We start from the raw sequence: 19,644 nt of genomic DNA, 5'->3' as shown, positions 1-19,644 counted from the left end.
GCCGGGAATATAAGACAGCGATCCAGTCCCGGATGCCGTCAGCGCGCGAGCCGCTCCAAACATTCCAAGCGGCGCCGTGGCGCCGAGGGTGCAAACCAAAGTCAACACCGAGCGGCGGGAGAAGGCGCCCCGCTTCGCTTCGGACAGACCTTTCGTCAAGCTGTTGCCAATTTCGCGCTTTTCCATGATGTCGCTCCCAAACTCGCGTGTGAGTGGAACAAATCCATTGGAACGGGTGCACTTCGCGGGGCCCTACCTCACCTCTCCGTGGGCATCATCCGAGCCCGCCTGCTACAAAGGTGTGAAGGCGTTCACATTAACCCAAAAAATTGCGAGGAGATAGCGGTGCGGCGATTAAGGCTCTTGTCAATCGTGTTGACCTACTCACTCGCGATTTGGTCTCGCTACGCGAGTACATGATCAGTATTTCGGGTCGAGCGCACGCTCCAGCATCGAGCTTGCGTTGCGCGAATTGAACGATGCCCACATCAAGATCATGCAGGATAAGGCTGAACCTCCCAGCGCGAAGTCCAGCATGCTATGGAATAGTTGGCTGGTCGCAGCAGAACCGAAGCTACTGGTTAGGCTTTGCGCATTTGCCCCATCGGCTTCCCGCTTCGCTTGCTTGATCCGGGAAAGCATCAACGTTGCGCCGGGGACATACTTACAAGGAGGTCGCATGATTACCGCCGTTGTACGATACAAGCTGCCGCCGCAGATCGACTGCGCTGCGTGTCGTGAGCACTTTCACAAGATCGCACCCAACTTCCGCGAGGTGACGGGGCTGATCAGCAAGCACTTCATCTGGTCTGAAAGCGGCTGGGCCGGCGGCGTGTACCAATGGGAGCGCATCGAGGACGCCAAGGCGTTCTACGCCGGGCCGTGGCTCGAGGGCATCATCAAGCGCTACGGCATGAAGCCGCAGATCGATTTTTGCGAAGTCTTTGCGGTGACAGACAACACGTGCGGCAAGGTTGAGCTGTTCAAGGAGACCGTTGCTCCAATTGACGCCTGAGCGTCTCGCTGATCTGCTGTGCTAGCGCGTAGAGGTGGCGGTCCGTCGGGCAGGCGAACGCCGGTGCTCGCTTCCGCCTGTAGGGCGAGCTCTTGGCGCAATTCGTCACGCCGCAGGCTGCGACCGTGACGCGCAGTGTCGCCGAGGCGGTTGCCCAGCGTCGCGGACGTCAGCTTCGCATGACCAAGCGATCTTACGATCAGTCAGAGCACTGCCGCTCGTAACCCACCTCCGACATGGCGACGTGCGTCGTCGTGCAACCGATTAACTCGACTTTACCGCATTGAAGCCTCCAAGTTGACGTTCGCCGCCGTGCCGCTGGTCTCAAGTCGAGTCGGCAGTTCTGGTGGATAGCTCCGGTATTTGCTCAAGCCAAGATCGCCTATGGCCGGATGAAGCGCGGTCTTACCGCCCCTCTTAATCACACCGTAGAGGCCACTGAAAGTCTCGCCAAAAGTGGAGTCAGTTTGCCAACTGATAAGGTTTGGTCGCAAAGCTTATCAGTCTGCAAAATTCCATAACGTCTCATATACGACGGACGGAGGGAGCGACGCTTTGGCCACACCTCGGCGTCGTGTAGCCGAAAATGTCTTCAAGGCTCTCGATGGAAAGCGGCGACTGCCCAACCGGGAATGCGGAGGAATCGGCCACTGCAACAACGGTTTCTTGACAGAAATCCATCCCTGCTGCCGGGGCCTGGCAGATTTAGACTAAAATAGTGTGCCTGGGCGCAATGGAGCTGTGGACTAAGTGCCCTCAGAAGTTGTAGTAGTGCATATTGATTAGGCAAAATTTGACGGGGGTCGATATGGCTGAGAAATCAAAAATCGTGCTTTCGCTTGGCGCAGCGCTCGCATCTCTAACCGGAATGTCGGTTCAGGGGGCCGAGGCCAAAGCAGTAGCCAACGACGCGAGCGCGGCTGTGGCCGAAAACACCGCCATCAAGCCTGAGCCGAACGCTCACTATCAGGTTGGCAAAGACCTTCTTGGGTTCGTAATGACGAAGCAGGCCGACGGCACCATTGTCGCCCAGCATTCCTCCCACGCGTCGCATGCTTCACATGCGTCCCATGCCTCAAGCCGCTAAACTTCCTCTGGCGTCTCCCGTCGAGGTAGCTGTCGATTTTGATTCAAGCGTCCAAAGCCTCAGTGCTTTGGACGCGGCAGCCTATCGTCTGATCGGAACGGCGACCTGTCGGATTGACCGGGCTGGAGACCGTTACGTCTGCTGCCTAACTCCTTCCGTCAGCCCACAAAGGGGCGCTGTGCTGAGTTCGGACGATCTGAAGGAACGATTCCTGAATGTGGTCGCCGATGAAAATCTGCGGGCTCGTGTCGCTGAGAAAACGGATGGCGTTCGGAACGTCATTCTTGCTCTTGCTTTTGGAAGTCTGGCCGCCACCCAGAATGATGCTGAATAAAGTCCGGCCGGAGTATCATGGCGCGCTTTTTACCTCCTGAAGCCTTCAGTGCGGCAACAGAAACTATTTCGTTGCTGCCGTTCAATCTTGAGCGCACCGGAACAAGCCAGTATCTCGTCGCTAACATGGTGGGTGATTTCATTCGCCTATCGGAAGATGAGCTAAATAGGCTGGTCGACCTTCGGCTACGGCCCGGCGACGGCCTTTACGAAAAGGCCTATGCCGCTCATCTGGTCACCGGGATCGACCAGAAAGGTCAACGGCAACTTTTGGCGGCTCGGCTGAGAAGCCGGATGTCGTTCTTGCAGCAGACAACGCCACTCCATATTTTTGTCGTAACGTTGCGGTGCGAACACTCTTGCCCTTATTGCCAGGTCTCGCGTCAGAGTACCGACCGCTCGCGCTTCGACATGAGCGAAGCAACGGCGATGCATGCGCTGGACATAGCCTTCGCTAGCCCGGCGGCACGAATCAAGATTGAGTTCCAGGGCGGGGAGCCGCTTCTCAATTTTCCGATGATCAAGACGATTGTCGCCGCCGCAAAGGCGCGGTCCAGCAAGAAGGTCGATTTCGTCATCGCGTCAAATCTGGCGCTTTTGGACGATGCCGTTCTCGCATTTTGCAAGGCGAACAACATCTTGCTTTCGACCTCCCTCGATGGTCCTGCGGATCTACACAATAAGAACCGCCCGAGATCCGGTGCAAATAGCCACGAACTAGCCGTGGCGGGAATCAAGCGGGCGAAGGAAATCTTAGGCCCTGACAGGGTTGGAGCCTTGATGACCACCACCGAGGCGAGCCTCGACCGCGTCGACGATATCATCGGGGAATATCTGCAGTTGGGGCTGGACGGGATTTTCCTGCGGCCGCTGTCGCCGTTTGGTTTTGCCATTAAGACAAAGCAGTTCGCCAAGTACGACGCGCAAAAGTGGCTTGCCTTCTACGAGCGCGGGTTACGCCGAGTTCTAGAGATCAACCGACAGGGCACCCCGTTCCGGGAGTTCTATGCGGCGCTCCTCCTCACACGAATGCTCTCGGACCGCCCCATTGGCTACGTTGACCTGCGCAGCCCGGCGGGCGCCGGGCTTGGTGCACTGGTCTACAATTACGACGGCAGCGTTTTCGCGTCGGATGAAGGCAGGATGCTCGCCGAAACGGGAGACGACGCGTTCCGACTCGGTCACGTCGATCACGACAGCTACAATTCTCTCATCCTGTCGGACAAACTGATCGCCGCAATATCGTCATCGCTCACGCAGTGCGCACCAGAATGCTCGACATGTGTGTATGAGAGCCACTGCGGGGCGGATCCCGTTTACCACCATGCCACGCAGGGAGACGCCCTGGGTATCAAGCCCCTTTCGGCCTTTTGCGCCCGGCAGAAAGGTATCATGGGCCTGCTGCTCGAAATTTTGGAAAACTCTCCGGAAGACGCGGCGATCTTGCGACGGTGGGCTACCGCATGACCCTCCCTCTCTATGGCACAGCCTCGCGGAGCGCTGGGTTTTGCTCAGATAAAGCTCGCTCGGTCATTAGGCTCCGGTCAATCGACAGCACCGGCGAGCGCGGCATGGCGGATTTCGCACTTGCCAGAACGCGAGACGAAATTCGTCACGCGATAGAAGCGGACTGGGCGTCAATTCTTGTCATTTCCGATGGCTCGATCGATTTCTCCGGCACGTTCAAAGGACGGTTAGTCGCGGTGTCGTCGAAATATGATTATTTCGCGGACGGCGACGTCATCGGGTTCGATCATGGGTCGAAGAAATTTCGTACGATGTACCGGCGGAATTCGGCGCACAATTCGTTTTTGGTCACGGAGCGGTGCAACAATTACTGCTTAATGTGCTCGCAACCGCCGAAAGACGTCGATGACCGGTGGATCCTCAACGAAATCAAAGAAAGCCTGCCTCTCATCGACCCGGAAACTCCCGCCCTGACGTTCACCGGCGGAGAGACGCTGTCGGACTGGAAGGATTTCATCGCTATCCTGAAGGAGTGTCGCGACCGGCTTCCGGCGACCGCTATCCAGGTGTTGACGAATGGCCGGGCGTTCGCCAACTCAGAGATTGTAGATGCCTGGAAAGACGTTGGACACCCTAAACTGATGGCCGCCATCCCAGTCTATGCCTCGGTCGATCGTATCCACGATCACGTTGTGCAGGCCAAGGGCGCTTTCGACGAAACCGTGCTAGGCATTCTCAAGCTCAAAGACCGGGGCCAGCGCGTCGAAATACGTGTCGTGCTGCATGCGCTGACCGCGCCGATCATCGAGGACACGGGCCGGTGGATTGCCCGCAATCTGCCGTTTGTCGATCACGTCGCATTGATGGGCCTCGAAAACACAGGCTTTGCCGTTGCAAACGATGCGATGCTTTGGATGGATCCTATGGACTACGGCGACGGCCTCGCCCTGGCCGTTGATCACCTGAGTGCCGCTGGCGTCAACGTGTCGGTTTATAACCTGCCGAAATGCGTCCTTCCGAAGTCAGTATGGCCCCATGCACTCCAGTCGATCTCGGACTGGAAGAACGGCTTTGTCGACGAATGCGATCGGTGTGACGAGAAAAGTACGTGCAGCGGCTTCTTTACGACCGGACGTCCGCGGTTCAGCCGCGGCGTACGCGCAATTATTTCACGAAGGCATAAATTGAGCCCCGCAGCGGATCAGCAGGCACGGAATCAGGAGAATTGGCATGAAGATTCATAATGGTCTGCTTATCGCCGTTGCTGCTGCATGCAGCATCTCCGTAACGCCGGCCCTCGCCAAGACCGCAAAAGAGTGTACTGCCGAATGGCGTGCCGATAAGGCCGGGATGCAAGCCCGCGGCGTAACGGAAAAAGCGTACGTTGAACAATGCAAGGGCGGGGCGGAGCCAGCCGCGCCAGCGGCCAAACCGGCGGAGACCGCGCCGCCACCGCCACCCAGACAGACGACGGCCACTGGCTCGAAAACCGCCAAAGACTGCACGGCCGAATGGCGCGCTGATAAAGGCAGCATGCAGGCCCGCGGCGTGACCGAGAAAGCGTACGTTGAACAATGCAAGGCGGGTGCGACGCCAGCGGCTTCCGTCCCTCCGCCAAAGCCGACCGCTGCAACGCCTTCGACCCCAGCAACGCCGCCACCGTCAACCAGCACCTCGTCTTCCTCAAAAACTGCCAACGAGTGCATCGCCGAATGGCGGGCCGACAAGGCGGGCATGCAAGCCCGTGGCGTCACCGAAAAGGCCTATGTCGAGCAGTGCAGGGCTGGCGGCGCTATGCCGGGCGCGACCGCTCCCGAGCCAAAGCCAACCGCCGCTGCGCCCTCGCCGCCGGCGAGCCGCCCCGCACCAACCGCGACGCAAGCTGCGCCAGCCCCAGCGCCGCAAAAGCCGGCGCCCACGACGACTGCAGCACCGGTTCCGTCTCCGGCACAGCAACCATCTCCATCCAGAGACAACGCAACGCTGGAGGCGGGACAGTTTGCCGACGAGGCGTCTGCCAAGGCCCGCTGCCCGGCCGACACAGTCGTGTGGGTCAATCTGCCGTCAAAGGTCTATCACTTCGCGGGAACCAAGAGCTACGGCGCCACCAAGCGCGGCGCCTATATGTGCGAAAAGGAAGCGATCGCCGCTGAAGATCGGGCCTCGAAGACCGAGAAACATCCCTGAGGTGAAATCCAAAAGGGGTTGCACAGGGAGACATCCTGCATGTTTCGGTTTGCTGTTCTCGTTAGCGCATGTCTCGCTAGCGCAAGCTGGGCCGCTGCGGAAACGATCGACGTAAAATATTATGGCAAGGTGGATCTAGCGCCCTTCGCCTACGTCGATATCTCGCGGAGCAGCTTCATCAACCGAGCATGCTACGACAAAACCCAGCAGTTTATGGTCGTGCAACCAAGATCGATCTATTACCCCTATTGCGAGATGCGCGCAGCGACCTTTGAGGCCTTTCTGACGGCCCCATCGATGGGGCAATACTATAATGCCAACATCAAAGGCTCTGGCTCAGACGGTCCTTTTGATTGTCGGACGCATCGCGTTCCAAAATATTAGATGCTCTCTGGAGGTCCAGAGGCCGACTCTTTCCATACCAACGCATACGCGAATGCTGCTCGTCAAAAATGCTTGGCAGCAAGAAGCCCGAGCAGAACCAGTAGGGGGCCTCCTTGCCAAGGAATAAACCAAAGGTTTAATCGGGCATCTTTAGTACTTGACGTGCCGCACAAGTGCTGCAATTTGCTTTAGTTTTCTTCTTTGATGAGTTTGGGTGAACGAAATGCGCAGAAGTCTCCGCGCCTTCGGGTTTTGTCTTGTTTCCTGTCTTGGGTATGCGGCTGCAATTTCGTCGTGTCACGCCCAAGGGGCTCGAGACATGATCAATGTTTTCGGTGCGATCATGCAGTCTGCGATTGTCGAGGCTACGCAAGCAGAGTGGCGTAAGATTGGATCAGCGAGCCAAGCGTGCGTGGATGGTACTCTTCGACAACGAGGCCTCAACCTTCAGACACTCGTTAGCAACGGCGTAACGCCTTCGGATAGCCGGATCGCGAACATTGTCACGAATTGCCGATCTCAGGCAGACGCGCAGCAATTTGCCAACGTTAGACTTCAGCCGCCCAACGATGCCGTTCGGACTGATGCGCCACGATCCATGCAGCCTTCCAAATACCGCGTCGACAAAGTTGCCCTGGGTAGCATTGTAGAATTCGAGTCGGCAAACTATCGAGAGTATCAGTGTAAGCCGAGTGACCAATTTTCGGGATTTACGTGGTGTCAGAAGCAACGAAACGAACGAGCACCGCGAGGGGATTACTTGTCGTCCTACAGCCTCTTGCATAGCCAAGATGGGCGCCTTTCATATCTAAATCGATATCTTGAGCCGGCTTTCTTCGACCCTGGCGAGGTCAGTGGGGACATTGAGCGGTTGACGCGCGCGTTCGGAGAGCAACCACGAACCATCGAGATGCCGCGAAACATCCCCAATGTATCGGGCGTCATCGCGTATTGGGGCGCAGCCTCGCTTGAACCGTTGGATGCGAGTGCTATCGCTGCGTTGGCAGGCGGCCGCAGCCCGGGTGGAATTCTGATAGACTTCGTCGGCGACTTCCAGCAATCAATCCGTCAGAAGCTTCCGATCTATCGCGTGTCCGGCGGCGCGGGCTTTGTTTGGGCCGAAAGCCACGATTCCGACGGGCGCGGCCGGCTGCGATTCTTTGCGATAGACGCGTCAAGCCTTTCGAATAGCCCAACTTCAGAGGCCACGCAGGAGGCATCAACAGCGACGCCAACCGATCCGTGGAAGGATTGTCAGTCTTCAAGACCTGAAATGCGGCTTACAGGCTGTACTAAGGTAATTGGGGCGAAAGGCCTTGACCGCGTCCGACTAGCTGATGCTTTCGACGGCCGCTGTTCCGCCTACAATCAGACACAGCAGTATCAGTCTGCGCTAGCGGACTGCAAAGCCGCGATTGATTCGAATCCGAGGTATTCGTACGCGTATGCCAACCTCGGCGCCAGCTATCTAGGTCTCAATGACACGGCGAATGCCCTGACGTCGCTGGACAAGGCCATCGCCCTCAAGAGCAACTTTGTGTGGTCTCGTCTTAGCCGTGCTAAAGCTCGCGCTGCCGCGGGTTCAACTCAAGAGGCACTCCAAGACTACCAATACGCCCTGCTAATAGAACCATCTAACCAAGCCGCTAAAGACGGCCTGCTGAGCTTAGTGGCGCCGGATACCGCGACACAGACGGCCGAACCGTGCCTTACGGCACCAATAGACGGCAACTTGGCCGCCACGGGATCTGATGTCTCGCCACTTCGAAAGTTCGACGTGACGATCAGAGAAATATCATCGGTCGTCCAAAATTATCGAGAGCAATTGACTCGCTCGCAGGCCAAGGTCGATCGGTTGTCGCGGGACAAGGACGCCGGCGAACGAAAGCAGCAAGCTCTCGCGGGTTCGGCAGAAGATCGCAAGAAGTTGCTCAACGATGTCCAGCGAATGACGGAGGCCGTAGCAGAGAGCCAATCGAAATTCGACGATGTTGCACAGCGGTTTTCCGAACAGGAAGACAAGTTGCATCTGCTCGAGGCAACCGGGGGCAATAGGCCGCTATTGAAGGAACTTCAGCAATCATTCGCAAAGTTGCGCGCGGCCCGCGCAGATGCCGAGCGAGAGCTCCACCGGAAAATCGGCGACCGCGATGAAGCGGTTTCGAACGCTCAGCGACGAGCAGCGGAGATGGCGGCGCCGTTGGCCGACATCAGGAAGATCGACGTCGCTAAGGACGATGCTGAAAGCTGCATAAGACAAATCAAAGCCGGTATTGACGCCCTCGATCAGAAGGCCGACGACCTTCGGCAGAAGGAGCGGAGTCAGGCCGCTGCAGCATTGCGGCTGAACGGGGAACATCTAGTCACCGACCTGACTGAATTCGCGCAGAAAAATTCGAGCCTTGTTCCGCTGGAGATCGGTCCGCTTGTTGCCACGTTGAAAGGGGCGTTGTCCGGTCAGGACAACGACAAAATATCGAGTGCGTTTGACAATCTCCAAAAGCGCCTCGATGAAGTTCCCGAGTTCAAGCGGTACCGCACGTCCAGGGAGGAGGCTAGGCAGCAGGCCGCCAAATCCGAGCTGGACCAACTTCAAGACACCGCTCGGACCATATCGGAGTTCATCGCGAGCTACGTGCGAGCAAATATAACGTCGGATGCCGCACAGGATTTGCTCAAAGTCCGTTCGCGAATGCTTGATGCGCTCGCTGAACCTGACGCTGAGTCGTTGAAGGCCGCCATTGCGCAAGCCGAAAAGGATCTCGAGAGGCTTCACGTCGAAGTAGCATATCGCGAATATCGCGGAAAACATCCAATACAAAGCCGCAAGGAGTTGCCTGCCGCGACGGACCGAAATCGCTATCTTGTGCTGGGCCCGCTCGATGAAACGCTCGTCCTGGTCAACGAGAGTGGACGCGCAGGGGTCGTTCGCAACCTGCGGGGTGACCTTGTGTTTGACAACGGTAAGGCAGCGATGTGCTTTGCACACGACGACAATCTTGACGCTTTCGCCACTTTAGAGCTGAAAAAGAAGATTGCTGACCAGGGTGCGCGAACACTTAACGTACTCGCCGGAGTTTGCCAGCCGGCTGATCTCGACAAGTATGATCTGATTGGGGTTAACCGAGGCCTCCTCGCTACGGCCTCTCCCGAAATCGCTGCTTCGATCCTCGCCGCATCCGATAAGGGCGACTTTACCTTGCTCACGAGTATTAGCGAACGAGAGCTTCAAGTCGCCCGAAACGGCGATAGCATTAGAAGCTTGCAGTTAGAGAATGACTTGTTGAACAAGGCTATTGACGGCTTCGGCGTGGTCGTCGTGAAGAACAGCAACTCCGTGGTCTGCCAAACGGTTGCAAGTCAGCAAAAGGCTCATGAATCATTACTGTCACGCAACGCGGACCGCTTTCAATTGGAGTTTGGTGCGCCAACGTCGACGATTTCGACCTCGATCGACAGTGCATTCGTGGCTGCGAAGAGAGGTCAGTGCGGTGCGATCTATGGAGCAGCTAAAGACCTACGAGAGCTAATTACGAGTTTGCAACGAGACAAACTCAGCTATCATGTCGTGCCGATTTGGTTTTCAGCCGGAGACGTTGACACCGAGCAGACTAAGATTGCGGATCGCGTGGCCGGCGAGATGCGCGCGCAGGCGGCGCTAGAGCAAAAGAAGCGCGATGATCAGGTGCGCCGCGAGGCCGAAAGGAAGCAAACTGACTCTGAGAAAACTGAGCGCGAGGCGCAGCTGAGGCAACAAAATGGGTCCCTCGCTCGCGGCATGGCCGACTCAATCCTCTCAAGGATAAAGACGTTTTCGTCAGGTACCGGCGATGGAACGCGGGTCGCGCAAGAGTGGCCTACCTTGGCAAGGTGGTTTGGTGATCAGAGACGCCAAGAGTGGGAGCTTGAATCCGTGAGTGGAGATCTCCAGGATTTTGGCGTCGTCGAATGGAAGAATCGAGTGCTGGACGCGGGATTTGTCGCCGTGCGCTTCAGGATGAAACAGCGCGCGTTGGGAGAGTATCAGGAGAAATGCTTTTCCGTCGGCTATACTGCCGACCATGAGTTTGACGTCGAGCGCGATCCGATAGCAGTCCCTTGCGAAGACGAGAGCTCTGTGAACAGGTACAAGGTTGCACACAGCTTCACGAGCAAATGGTTCGCGCACTGAAATTACAGGCAGCCCGCAGACACTTGATGGCGGAGTGAATTCGGAGGCTGAAGGTGTGCTCCCGAATAGCGCAGTTCTAGGACTGATAAGGAAATTGCAGAGTCCGGCGATTAATAACGTTTGGTCGCAAAGCTTACCAGTTACAGTTAAGTAGTGGTAACAGGGCGTCTTAACCTGAAATTGAGGATCGGAAGGTTTACTTGGCGCACCACTGTAAGCTGCCAAGGGAGCGCGTGATTTGCGCGAAGAAGAGTTCAGGCGGTGGTTTGAGGACCAAGATTACGCGGCCTCCACCATCGCTACACAGATCAGCGACGCGCGTTCAATCGAACAGGCTTATGGCGATTTGGATGAGCTGTACGAGCAAGACGAGCTGAGCCGTCTTACCGCCGAATTCACCTATTCTGCGGCTGACAGAACTTCTGGAAAGCCCAATCCAACAAAACTCAAACTATGGGGTGATACCTACCGGGACCTGGGCCATCTGCGCTCCACGCTCAGCTACTACAAAAGGTTCAAGCAAGGCATTACCCGCGTCCGTAACAAGCCGCCCTTGCCCGATAGACAAGCAGTTGAGCGATCCATGGACGAGTGCGCGGAGGTTGGCGTGCTCACATTCATGGAGACTTACGGCTTCAGTTGGGGCAACGTCGAGTACTACATCAGTCGCGACGCGGACCTATTTCCTGCAAAGGCGATCTTTGCTGTAGCGCACCAATACAGGTCAGGCGCTCCTTTAGACAGCAAGAATTCAGATGGTACCGTGGCTCGCGAGCATCTGGCGTCGCTTGGTTTCGATATCGTAAAGCGGGGTGCGATCTTGCTTTTCAGCAAAGACGGACATCCCTACGAGCCAATTCTCCAGACTAATTCGGCCAGCAGTCGCAGGGCATATCGCTATAAGCCTGCGGGTGCGTCCAATCGAACCGAGGACGCGATCGAGACTAACGATTTAGTCGAGCTGGCGCGGGCACTATTCATCGACAAGCTTGCTGTTCGTATTGCGAATGGTGGAAGTGCAGCGAACTATCTCACCTATCCAGGCCAAAAGTTTAAAGGTTACTGGTTGCGGCCAGACCTTGCCGATGCACTGGGCAAGGAATCGGCTACCGGAATTGGGGACGACCAAATGCTCGCGACGGAAAAGCCGAGGACTGGCGCGCCCTCGAATATTATACTGCACGGGCCGCCGGGCACTGGGAAGACCTGGAGAACGGCTCGCGAGGCAGTAAGGTTGTGCGACGGTTCTGTGCCAGCCGATCGCATGTCGCTTATGGCGCGTTACACGTCGCTAGAGGCAGAAAAGCGCATAGCCTTTGTTACCTTTCATCAAAGCATGGATTATGAAAATTTTGTTGAGGGCCTGCGGCCAGAGACCGAGGAATCGGAAACGGGTGGCGCAGGATTCCGCCTCGAGCCACGGCCGGGAATTTTCAGGGAAATATGCGCTCTAGCGGACCAGGCTCGGCTAGCGCCATCGAAATCCAGCAATGCCCTGGTGGATTTAGAGAACCATTCGTTCTGGAAAATGGGGCTTGGGGCAATCGGAACTGACGACGACGTTTATGAAGATGCGATCGCCGGCGGCTATATTGTACTTGGATGGGGTGGTGACCAAGATTGGTCCGATGCGCGGTTTGAAAGCGCTGCCGAAGTTGAGAAGGTCTGGAAGGAAAAGAACCGCGAAGATACGTCTCCAAGTAACTATACCCAACTTTGGCCGTTCCGCGCCAAAATGAAAAAGGGCGACATCGTGATCGTGCCTTTTGGCAACAGCGCATTCCGCGCCGTTGCTGAGGTCACCGGGGACTATCAATACGTTCGCGGCGAGGATGGTCACTATAATCATCGCCGATCAGTTCGTTGGCTGCTGAAGCTCGCAGAGCCGCTTCCGCTCGATACCATCGTCGAGGGAAAGTTTACGATGCGAACCCTCTACCAGATAACGGAGAGCCGGCTTAACAAGGCTGCTCTGCGACGCCTCCTAGCTGCCGAGGAGCCCGTCCCTACAGGGAGTCTCGATCAATTTGTCCTGATAATCGATGAGATAAATCGCGCTAATATTTCGAAAGTGCTCGGCGAATTAATTACGCTTATTGAGCCAGACAAACGGCTCGGTCAGCCGAATGCGCTCGAAGTGCTGCTTCCCTATTCACGAAAGCCATTCGGAGTGCCAGACAATCTCCATATAATTGGAACAATGAATACCGCAGACCGCTCCATTGCACTTCTTGATACTGCGCTCCGACGACGTTTTAGGTTCGTTGAAGTTGAACCCGAACCAGCGCTTCTTCAAGAGGCGGCTGTTCGGACGGGCATTCCCCTGATGAAAGTCTTGCAAACGTTGAACGACCGGATCGAGTATTTGCTCGACCGTGAGCACAGGATAGGCCACGCGTTTTTTGTCGACTGCAACACACGTTATGACGTCGACCATGCAATGCGCGACAAAGTAATCCCGCTCCTCCAGGAGTATTTCTTCGAGGATTGGAGCCGCGTCGCTGCAGTTTTGGGCGAGCAGACGGAGCCACCTGGATCGAGTCGTAGGGGACATTTCCTCGAATGCCGGCGCCTCAAAGATCCCACGGTTGATGGCGGCCCCGATCGCGTGAGTTGGTCTGTGCGTCGAGATGACGCCAACGGAGGTTTCGCGCACGACGCATACGATCGCCTCATTGGCGCCAGTGTCCCGGAAGAAGGCTCGGCCGCTCTGAATGACGATGCCGGGCAATGAAGTACCTCGCGGTACATGAATGGGGGCGGGTCAATGTAGGGCAGGACCCGTCCAGTCTTACGCGAGCAGACGCCACTCGGCTCATTGCAGCAGCTGTGGCACACAGTTTGGGCGGAGACGAAGGAACGAGTATTATTTCTGATCACCATCACTATGTTCGGGTTGGCCAGTGTGTCGGGGTGCTGGCATCTACTGACGTCACTTTGGAGATATTGCCCAAGGTAGACCCTGCTGCACCGGATCTTCAGCCTGGCAGTGTTAGAGCTCAGCTGGTCCGGATGCTCGATGCTGCCTGGGAGCTCGGTCTTTCGGAGGGAGAGATTGCGCCACTCGCGCGTCAGAATACCAACCTTCTCGATTGCCTGATTCGAATCTTTGCCGATCGTCTTCTTGCGCAGGTCCGTCAGGGGCTTCCGCGAGCTTATCGCGAGAAAGCACGCGATGTCGCTGTAATGCGCGGGCGTTTGGATGTAATCCGACAGTTCACGATCCATAGCGTGAGACCGGATCGTCTTGCGTGTCGGTTCGATGAGCTTTCCGCCGATACTCCACTCGCGCAGATCATGCGCGCGTGCGTAGTGTTGTTGTCGCGGCTGGCTCGTACGCAGGAAACGCATCGTCGGCTGTTTGAACTCAGAATTCTAATGGGCGAGGTCTCGGATGCGCCTTTAGGTCGCCTTCCATGGGCGTCGGTCAAAATCGACCGCTCGAATCGTCGCTGGAGAACACTCTACGATTTGGGCAGATTACTGCTCGTAAGAGATTGGCAAGCGACCCACTACGATGCGGAAAGTCGAGCAAGAGGCTTCAGTTTGCTTTTCCCCATGAACGAGCTGTTTGAGGCCACGATTGCAGCCGCGTTGCGGAAAGCCTTGTCGACCTATGACGTCGACGTCGTTACCCAAGGCGGTTTTCGATATTGTCTCGGAGAGTGGCTGCCGAACGGTCCCTGCAGCGGCAATTTATTCCGGACAAGACCGGATATCATTATTCGTTCGCGTGGAAAGGTGGTTCTAGTCGTTGACACCAAATGGAAATGCTTACGCGATGACGCCGATGAAAGTAAGCGCGGGATTTCGCAATCAGACGTCTATCAGTTAATGGCGTATGCTCAGCTTTACAACTGCGATCGTTTGCTAATGTTGTACCCGCATCATGCGGGTCTTAGCACAGCGGGCGTGCAAGCCAATTATGGTATAGCCGTGCCAGGCAAGCTACGATCAGATCGATTGCAAATTGCCACGGTAGACGTTGGTCAGGAAAGTGCGGCTGTATCGGCCGCGCTGCGCCAGATTGTACTCGACACGGTCGGGCGACAGAAAGCTTGATCGAGGCGAACGTCTGCTTCAGTGGCCAATTTAGATGTCTTTACGATGCCTGCCGCTCCTGTACGTAGATATCCGTTGGCAGACTGATAAGCTTTCATACGAAACGGAGTCAGTTGGCCGACTGATAAGGAAAATGCCGAAACCTTATCAGTTAGTCGAAACGCGCAGCAGGGTGTGGAGGTAAACCACCGACGTCGAACGGCAGGAAGCTGCGGCCCGAACCCGCTTCATCGAGTTGATGAGGAAGCATCCCGGCAAGTCAGAAGCAGAGATCCGCGAGATGATGGCTACATCGTCGACCGATGGTTCTCGTCCTTCCCCTGGGCAAACACCACCTGATTGCCGTCCGGGTCAGTGATCGTGATGATACTGATCGCAGGACCGTTAACGAAAGACTTTGGCTTGAAGCCGGCCCGGGTGAGCATCTTCATCCGCTCGCTCATGTCTGTCTCAACCAGAGTGATCGAGGATCGCCCGGCGAGCTGCATGTTCTCGTTGACCTGCAACCAGCCTCCGGCCTCGAACTTCCACTCCGCCAAAACTTGCATGGGCCGGGTGTCGGGTTCTCGTCCGAGAAGCATCTTGTACCAGCGAACCGCATCGTTGATGTCGCGTACGGCAGCAAAGGCGAGAACGTTCTTCAGCATGGAGGCCCCCAAAACGACTAAACGCGGAGGTGTCCTATTTGTTCAACAAGGGAGGGTAGGATGAGTGCGCTTTGAGTTCAAAGACAAATACGATTGGCGGCCATACTTCACATGGTGGCCCACTCTGGCTGTCGATGCGAGCAAAGAGAAATCAATGCATCCGCAGCAGGGGTATCCGCCATCCAGCCTAAAGTGGATATGGCTGGAATGGATTGAGCGAAACAAGGTTGTCTGCGTGAAGCAAAACGACAAAGGCAGCGAGTTGCGGTGGGCATACAGATTTAATGCCTAAGCCTAGCGCCGCCGAGAACCGATACTTCGACCAGCTCGGCGCTTGGCTCCAAAGCGATTGGCGCCCGTGCCCGATCTACCCCGATGAGCGTGCGGTCGAACGAAGCCATCCCAGAGGCGTGGCCGAGTGGGGGACGGGGGCCGGCATGAAGGCTCACCTGTGTGTGCCGAAAACTTAAACCCGAACGTAGCGGTGATGAAGTCCGCCCAAGAGAGCGTCTGAACTTATGAAGCCGGATCGCCGAACCGGGCGTGAGACCGGCGCATCTTTGTTTAGAGATCGATGCGTTCTCATGCCGTTGTAATAGTCCGCATAGTTTTTCAGAATCCGGCGCAGATGAGCCTCGCCCAAAACAATGAGGTGATCCGAACACTCGCGCCGGATTGATCCGATCAACCGCTCGACAAAGCTGTTCTGCCAAGGTGAGGCCGGTGCAATAGGCTTGTCCCGAATGCTCATAGCACGCAGTCGGCGTGTGACGACCGTACCGTAGATGCGATCCCGGTCTCGGATCATGTAACGCGGAGCCCCATCCCAAGGAAAGGCCTCGGTTATCTGACGTGCAACCCACTCCGCTGTCGGGTTGGCTGTGACGTTGATCCAGACAAGGTCTCTACGATCGAGCCGCATGATGACGAAGGCATAGAGCAGATCGAAGCCAATGGTCGGGACAACAAACAAGTCCATAGCGGCAACGTCAGGCGCGTGGTTACGCAGAAAGGTGCGCCATCCCTGACTGGGTGGCCGTCGCCGTTTGACCATGTATTTGGCGACGCTCGACTGCGCGACCGCGAACCCGAGCTTGAGCAGTTCGCCGTGAATACGCGGTGCTCCCCAAAGCGGATTTTCGACGCTCATCCGCCGGATCAATGCGCGCAGGTCCGTCTCGATCTGCGGCCGCCCTCCCGGAGAGCGCGACTTCCAGCGCCAATAATGGCGAAAGCCGGCCCTGTGCCAACGCACGAGCGTCTCGGGCCGGATGATTGTGAGAACCTGAAGGATTGATGGAAACCAGCGATAAAGCTGGATAAAGAACCAGCGGTCACTGTTCGTCAGCCGGGCGCGACCATGCAGCCTGCGCCTCAAGACATTCAACTGATGACGAAGCACCGCGTTCTCAGCCTCAAGCCGCAACCTCGACTTGAATGGCGAGACCAGGACGGCCAAAACGAAAAGGAGCAGCCCTATCATTCCGCCAGCTTAGGTGATTCCATTGCTCCATCAAGACGGATAGGGTTTTCGGTACACACAGGGGTCAAAGCGGGTTCTTTGCTCATGTCACCCTCATGCGGCTCGCATCTGCAGACGTAGGAACGCTTGGTTTCAAAGCAGGTTGCAAGCGAAGTTCAGTATGGAGAAAAACCAGCGATGAAGGTAGCGAAGATTGCCTTGATCGCGGTCGCGTCGGCCCTGGGCGCGACGATGAATGGAAGACAATTTATAAGGCAGGAAGCCTGACTATGCGGCGGCTTTTGGCGCGGCCCTGGACCGAAGATGAAGAGAGGCGGCTGAGGCAAATGGCGGAGGCTGGAATGAAGACTTCCCTCATCGCCCGCAAACTAAAACGTCCGGTCGGCTCGATCTACACCAAGATGGCCAAGCAGCAACGACAGTCAGGGCCTGACCAGCTTCTGTCTCCCGCTGGATAACGGCGTCCGGGTCCTTATTTAGCGCGAGCATCCCCGCTGTTCGACGCCGACAGTACTTCGTTCAGTCGGTCGAGGAATACGGACTGACCTTTCAGAATTCGTCCGCGGGCCGCCCCTGTTTCGAACCACGATGCGCGGTCAAGCTCGGGAGAATTCTGGTACTTGCCCGAACGAGGGGGCCATTCCATCTTAAACGTATTGCTCTTCAGCTCTTCAGGATTCCAGTCATCCTCTGTGGCCCATATATGTACGGACTTGCCGCCCGGCTGCTTCGCGTGCCCGAGTGCAATGAAGTCTCCGCCCGGCCTGTAGCCCGTTTCTTCCTCGAATTCTCGTTTCGCTGCGCCCAGCGGAGCCTCGCCAAAAACAATAAGACCCTTGGGGATTGTCCAGGCGCCGTGATCCTTTTTCTTCCAGAAAGGTCCTCCGGGGTGTCCAAGCAGGACTTCGACATTCTTGCCGCTCTGCGGAAGAGAAGAATGTCCGCCGCGCGTGAGTAAGCCTTCGAGCGATAAGTATTGCCACCGCGACGGGGGTGTAACGGGGGTGGCGTTTGAGCTCCCCTCAAGGTGTGCGCGGTCTACCCGCGCACACCTTGTATCCTTCACAATTCCCCTAATCTCAGTTTGCCATAACTCTACGTGAGATTGCAAAATGCGCATCGTAACTTTCGCGTCCGTTCCGGCGAGACGATAGAGCCAGTTTGAAAGATATGACACTTCAGCGTCCCGCTAATTTAGAGACGCAGGCTGGTGGTTTGCACCGGCGGTGCGGCTAAACGACCATAAGTAGTGCCATCGGAACGTTGTCCCGGGCTCCTGGTTATGGCGCCAGGGGCTCGATAATGGAGGACGTCATGGCAACTGAGGAACGGGAAACGGGCACCTTGATCGGCAGTGACAAGGTTGAGGGCACGGCGGTCTATGGACCGGATGAGAGCAAGATCGGGTCGATCGAACGCGTCATGATCGACAAGCAGTCCGGCAAGGTTTCATACGCGGTCTTGAGTTTCGGCGGTTTCCTTGGCATGGGAGACGAACACTATCCGCTCCCCTGGCAGTCGCTCAAATACGACACGAACCTTGGCGGCTACCGTACCGGCATCACCCAGCAGCAGCTGGAGGGCGCCCCGAAATACGCGAGCGACAATGACTGGAACTGGGGTGACCAGACCCGCACGCGGGCGGTAGACGACTATTACGGACTCGCCCCGATCTGAGGCAAATCTCTAAAAAAGCCCGCCGCAAGGCGGGCTTTTTTCATTGGAGTAAGCCTGCGTAAAAAAGGCCGGGCACGACCTTTCGGCACTGCCCGGTCCGCAGATTAGGGTTGGCTGAAAAGCTTCTTGACGGCGTTCCAGTTTTCGACCGCGCGCAGGCCCTTGCGCTTGGTGTAGGACTGGCACCTTGCTAATCACACTTCCACCTTCGAGGAGTGTTAGAGGGCCGCGCATTGCGATCGCGTAGTCAAAGGTACAAGATCCGCCACCTTGCGCGTTCTTCGCGGCACTACGAACGACCCAGTCAACGATACCCCCATGGCGCCGCCCATGATCCGGACGGAAGAGCGACTGACCCTCGCGCCCGAGTGCCGTTGGTACCACTTAGAATTCGCGCGGTACCGCTAACAACGGGGCGGGCTTTGCCTGCGTCTCCTCCCGGACTGGAAAGGCCGCTGCCAAAACGGGGCAACGGTCTTCATTTTCAGATGTCCGGAGTTGGCCGCCTAGTAACGCTTGTTTTCGTCTAGGACCGTCGCGGCGATATCGCGCGGAAATCATTTATGCGCCCGAAGCCGCGCTGGTCGACCTGATCAACCAGAAGCGCGCAGGCAAGACCATCCGCCCGAAGGAGCGACCCAAAGGCGAAAATGTGGTCGATCTGATGGAGGCGCTGCGGAAGAGCGTCGGACGCGAAACCGCACCGGCGAAGGCGGGCAAGCCCGTCAAGAAGCCGCGCAAGGCGGCTGCGGGCCAGAAAGAGATGTTGATGCCGATCCGAGGCAAGAAGCCGGCGAAGGAAGCAGCGGCGAAGAAACCCGCGACGGGCCAGCGGCGGAAGTCGGCTTAGGCGGCCGATGTCCGGGGTTCCGGCGGTGCATCAGGAAGCTGCGGCCCAACGCGCGATAAAGTGCATCAACCGGACGCTTCGATGACCTTCACGATCGGCATCATCTCGGATATACAAGGTTTTGCCCATACTGTGTCAGTGTCCGGCCAGATGGCCATTGTACAAGTAGGCGCCCCTTTTCCAGTCTCCCAAAGACCTCGAAGGAGCATCCTTCGGGGTCTTTGCTTTTCAGCCTGCTTTGGGCCCTGCTGTAGATCGATCACCTGCACCGCGGGCAAAGC

At 56.8% G+C, this 19,644-nt stretch carries 15 protein-coding genes and 1 pseudogene; 11 read left to right on the top strand and 5 right to left on the bottom strand.

Going from position 1 to position 19,644, the window contains the following annotated elements:
- Both CT676_RS44920 and CT676_RS38270 read right to left on the bottom strand, forming a co-directional pair.
- Positions 1-186: hypothetical protein (locus CT676_RS44920; RefSeq protein ID WP_205124625.1), on the bottom strand; the 186-nt coding region annotated here is incomplete at its 3' end.
- A gap of 234 nt (positions 187-420) precedes the next feature.
- A complete protein-coding gene (locus CT676_RS38270) occupies positions 421-642 on the bottom strand; it encodes a hypothetical protein (protein WP_135216766.1) in 222 nt (73 codons plus the stop codon).
- A gap of 37 nt (positions 643-679) precedes the next feature.
- Here CT676_RS38270 and CT676_RS38265 point away from each other — a divergent pair, with 37 nt between their 5' ends.
- From CT676_RS38265 to CT676_RS38225, 9 genes are all read left to right on the top strand, one after another.
- Positions 680-1,015, top strand: coding sequence for a hypothetical protein (locus CT676_RS38265; protein ID WP_135216765.1), 336 nt, complete (start codon positions 680-682; stop codon positions 1,013-1,015).
- A gap of 808 nt (positions 1,016-1,823) precedes the next feature.
- Positions 1,824-2,102, top strand: a complete 279-nt coding sequence (gene hxsA2, locus CT676_RS38260; RefSeq protein WP_135216764.1) for a His-Xaa-Ser repeat protein HxsA2 — start codon at positions 1,824-1,826, stop codon at positions 2,100-2,102.
- 351 nt (positions 2,103-2,453) lie between these two features.
- Complete coding sequence (hxsB, locus tag CT676_RS38255; protein WP_135216763.1) at positions 2,454-3,902, top strand: His-Xaa-Ser system radical SAM maturase HxsB; 1,449 nt, start codon at positions 2,454-2,456, stop codon at positions 3,900-3,902.
- Between the two features lie 104 nt (positions 3,903-4,006).
- Positions 4,007-5,146, top strand: coding sequence for a His-Xaa-Ser system radical SAM maturase HxsC (gene hxsC / locus CT676_RS38250; protein ID WP_135216762.1), 1,140 nt, complete (start codon positions 4,007-4,009; stop codon positions 5,144-5,146).
- On the top strand, positions 5,133-6,089 hold the full coding sequence (locus CT676_RS38245) for a hypothetical protein (protein WP_135216761.1): 957 nt from the start codon (positions 5,133-5,135) through the stop codon (positions 6,087-6,089). The genes hxsC and CT676_RS38245 overlap by 14 nt, the downstream gene beginning before the upstream one ends.
- Before the next feature lie 39 nt (positions 6,090-6,128).
- Complete coding sequence (locus tag CT676_RS38240; RefSeq protein WP_135216760.1) at positions 6,129-6,473, top strand: KTSC domain-containing protein; 345 nt, start codon at positions 6,129-6,131, stop codon at positions 6,471-6,473.
- A gap of 760 nt (positions 6,474-7,233) precedes the next feature.
- Positions 7,234-10,644 carry a hypothetical protein gene (locus CT676_RS38235; RefSeq protein WP_135216759.1) on the top strand — a complete coding sequence of 1,137 codons (3,411 nt, stop codon included), beginning with the start codon at positions 7,234-7,236 and terminating at the stop codon, positions 10,642-10,644.
- 238 nt (positions 10,645-10,882) lie between these two features.
- A complete protein-coding gene (locus tag CT676_RS45655) occupies positions 10,883-13,378 on the top strand; it encodes an AAA family ATPase (protein ID WP_244623426.1) in 2,496 nt (831 codons plus the stop codon).
- Positions 13,375-14,706 carry a calmodulin-binding protein gene (locus CT676_RS38225; protein ID WP_135216758.1) on the top strand — a complete coding sequence of 444 codons (1,332 nt, stop codon included), beginning with the start codon at positions 13,375-13,377 and terminating at the stop codon, positions 14,704-14,706. The genes CT676_RS45655 and CT676_RS38225 overlap by 4 nt, the downstream gene beginning before the upstream one ends.
- A gap of 287 nt (positions 14,707-14,993) precedes the next feature.
- Here CT676_RS38225 and CT676_RS38220 read toward each other — a convergent pair whose 3' ends face one another.
- The 3 genes from CT676_RS38220 to CT676_RS38210 all read right to left on the bottom strand — a co-directional run bounded on the left by CT676_RS38220 (position 14,994) and on the right by CT676_RS38210 (position 18,013).
- Positions 14,994-15,353 (bottom strand): VOC family protein, encoded by a 360-nt coding sequence (locus tag CT676_RS38220; RefSeq protein WP_135216757.1) that lies wholly within the window; start codon positions 15,351-15,353, stop codon positions 14,994-14,996.
- 466 nt (positions 15,354-15,819) lie between these two features.
- A complete protein-coding gene (locus CT676_RS45650; protein ID WP_135216756.1) occupies positions 15,820-16,836 on the bottom strand; it encodes an integrase core domain-containing protein in 1,017 nt (338 codons plus the stop codon).
- A gap of 472 nt (positions 16,837-17,308) precedes the next feature.
- Positions 17,309-18,013: an NUDIX domain-containing protein gene (locus CT676_RS38210; RefSeq protein ID WP_343287567.1), complete on the bottom strand. Its 705-nt coding sequence runs from the start codon at positions 18,011-18,013 to the stop codon at positions 17,309-17,311.
- A gap of 137 nt (positions 18,014-18,150) precedes the next feature.
- On the opposite strand from CT676_RS38210, the gene CT676_RS38205 reads away from it, so the two are divergent.
- Together CT676_RS38205 and CT676_RS38200 are read left to right on the top strand one after the other, a co-directional pair.
- Positions 18,151-18,513: a PRC-barrel domain-containing protein gene (locus CT676_RS38205; RefSeq protein ID WP_135216755.1), complete on the top strand. Its 363-nt coding sequence runs from the start codon at positions 18,151-18,153 to the stop codon at positions 18,511-18,513.
- A 571-nt stretch (positions 18,514-19,084) separates the two neighbouring features.
- Positions 19,085-19,363 (top strand): annotated as a pseudogene (locus CT676_RS38200) (Ku protein); the annotation flags it as partial.
- Positions 19,364-19,644 lie beyond the last annotated feature (281 nt).

This window comes from Bradyrhizobium sp. MOS001, from assembly GCF_004634465.1.
Lineage (GTDB): Bacteria > Pseudomonadota > Alphaproteobacteria > Rhizobiales > Xanthobacteraceae > Bradyrhizobium > Bradyrhizobium barranii.
Note: the sequence above shows the minus strand (reverse complement) of the source record. Positions and strands in the feature narration are given on the sequence as shown.